This is a genomic window from Arsukibacterium sp. MJ3 (assembly GCF_000987765.1).
Taxonomy (GTDB): Bacteria; Pseudomonadota; Gammaproteobacteria; order Enterobacterales; family Alteromonadaceae; genus Alishewanella.
Map to the genome: position 1 here is coordinate 1 of NZ_LAHP01000050.1, position 2,549 is coordinate 2,549.

General features: G+C 43.1%; 3 protein-coding genes. All 3 read left to right on the top strand.

The window, feature by feature from the left end:
• The first annotated feature begins 437 nt into the window (after positions 1-437).
• The gene (locus tag VT06_RS16525) at positions 438-980 is read left to right on the top strand and encodes a hypothetical protein (protein WP_046555429.1); all 543 of its coding nucleotides are present in this window, start codon (positions 438-440) and stop codon (positions 978-980) included.
• 50 nt (positions 981-1,030) lie between these two features.
• Entirely contained in the window at positions 1,031-1,786 is a 756-nt protein-coding gene (locus tag VT06_RS16530; protein WP_046555430.1) for a hypothetical protein, read from the top strand.
• A gap of 229 nt (positions 1,787-2,015) precedes the next feature.
• Positions 2,016-2,549, top strand: a 534-nt coding sequence (locus VT06_RS16535; protein WP_046555431.1) for a cold shock and DUF1294 domain-containing protein, incomplete at its 3' end; no start/stop codon positions are given.

Below are 2,549 nucleotides of genomic sequence, written 5' to 3' on the forward strand. Positions count from 1 at the left end.
TTAGTTGTCGCTCGCCTAGCTGTCAAGATTTTGGTGATTGTGGTTAATGGTGCTAACGCCTAGTGTTTGTTACTCACTGTTTTGTTCAGCTGTGCCTGTCCTTTTTACGCGCAGAAGGTAACCCCGACGGCTGAGCAGTACGGATGTAGAGTGCAATAACACAGGCTAAAGCTGCCGGAGGGCAAGTATTGCGAGATGGTTGGCATATCTTGAAAAGGGCTGATTAATAACATGATGAGAAGCAATAAAAAGTTATTAAAACAAATCACCTATGTAACAAAAGTCTGTAAATTAACTGCTCCTTAAATATACAAATTCCATTAGCATCAGTTATACAAAAAATTAAGTTAGCCGGGCCGTTCAACAGGCTTTTATCCGTCAATTAACAACGTGCCGGATAAAACACTAAGTTGTTATGCAAAAAAAGAGGAGAAAAGATGCTAACTTTCATTCAGAGGCTTTTTGGCAAAGCTTCATCCAAAGAAAAATTAGGCCAGTGTAAAGCTTTGGACTATTATCTTTTGCGGGAACTTGAAAAAAGCGAGCTAATCCGTAAAGATCAGATTGACGTTGTAATCCAGCATTTAAATGATGAGATCAGTCTAAATAAGACGGGAAATAAACTCACGACGGAAGAAAAAAAGGAGCTGGGGATAAACCCTCGTTTACAAATTACCTATGAGTTACTTGCTGTGTTGAATGAAAATGGTCGAGCTCAACATGACCCGAAAAGCGTTTTGTCGTCTATTGCGATGAAAGCCAATTTTGCACGATCTCATGACGAAATGAATCAAAATTACAGAAGCATGGGCCTCAAACAGTTTGAGGTTGTTGGGTGCAAGGATGATCGAGACTGTGCTTGGTGTAAGTCCATGGATGGGAAGAAGCTGTCGGTTAGTCAAAGCATAAATGATCTAATAGAAGAGAATTGCAACTGTGATAGGCACTGTAGATTAGTTACTGTCGCTGTGCTTACTTAACGAGCATCGCATAATACAACTATTTATTAAAATAAAGGCATCGAGTATTGATGACCATCGAAGACTGGGCCCAGAAAATCGTTACCAAAGAATTGAACACCCAAGTTGAAGTCTATGATAACGGATCCGAATCAGGAATGTATGATCTTATAGCTGGGCCAGTGAACGCTCCTGAATACGCTATTGAATGTGTTGGTTCTGTCGATCCAGCCGCAACCGAAACATGGAATATTGGCCCAGCAAAAGGACCTATGAAAGTTTGCTCATCGGGCAATTGGCTTGTTTCAATCAAGAAGTCAACGCGTATTAAATCGCTCAAGATTCACATTTCAAAAGCTATCTTTAAGTGTGAGAGTCTAGGTCTTACAGAGTTTACACCTGTTGATTGGCAGCTAAGACGATTTAATTTAGAGCTTTTCAACGAGTTGGATGAATTGGGGATAACGTCCTTTCAAATGTATAAAAAAGATGGAAGTGGTTATGCTCATTTGAGCATGGATGGTGGTGGCGGCCCTATAAATCAAAGTAGTGATGCTCTTATTGATTGGATCGGCTCGTTTTTAAGTAGTCATGACAAGCTTGATGTTGTTAATAAGCTCCGCAAATCCCGCGCCAAGGAAAAGCATGCTTTTGTACCAATCGTACTTGGCGGTGCGCCTTGGGAAGTTGAGTCATACTTTCTTGGTAAAATGCATCTTCCGTGTAAAGAACCCAATCTGCCTGAGCCCATTACAGGAGTTTGGGTTCTTTTAAACGGTAAAGGGTTGAGGCACATTAACGGCCAATGGCATGTATTTAGTTACTGAGATGCATAACAAAGCCAGACACGGCGACGGCTTTTTCGTTGCGGCTTCGCCTCCACTACAAAGCCGCGCGTGCTGGCAGCGTTAGGCTATAAAGTATGGAACGTGATGAAGACTTGATCGGGGGTGTTGGATATATGGTTATCCAAACTTCTCACTTAGATCGAGAAATTGAAGAGCTTTGTCGATGGTTTGGTATGGCTTTTTCTTGACCACGACAAAGAGTGAAAACATGCGCTTTAAAGGAAAAATAGACCAGTGGGAAGATGAAAAGGGCTTCGGTTTTATTCAGCCTATGCTAAAGCCTGTTCACAAGGAAGAACGGATTTTTCTTCATGCTAAAGCGCTGCAAAACCGCAGCCGCCGGCCACAAGTGGGTGAAGTGGTTACCTATTCAGTTGCCAAAGATCAGCAAGGCCGCAGTCAGGCCAAAACTGTGACTTATGCTGGAGAAAAGCAGATAGTAAAATCAGCCAAAGCAGCCAGCAGCTGGCCACTACAAGTGGTGCTATTGTTCTTTTTGCTGATGGCCGGCGCCTGCTGGTTTGGCAAGCTACATTATTATTTGCTGGCCAGTTATGCTGGCCTAAGTTTACTGACGTTTGTCGTATATGCGCAGGATAAGCAAAAGGCGCAACAGGCTGGCCAGCGTACGCCCGAAAAAACCTTGCAGCTGCTGGCATTATTTGGTGGCTGGCCGGGGGCTTTGCTGGCGCAGCAGTACCTGCGGCATAAATCAAATAAAAAGCCTTTTCTATGGGTGTTT

Coding starts and splice junctions, on each gene's coding strand:
- VT06_RS16525 (WP_046555429.1), top strand. CDS start 438: ATGCTAACTTTCATTCAGAGGCTTTTTGGCAAAGCTTCATCCAAAGAA.
- VT06_RS16530 (WP_046555430.1), top strand. CDS start 1,031: ATGACCATCGAAGACTGGGCCCAGAAAATCGTTACCAAAGAATTGAAC.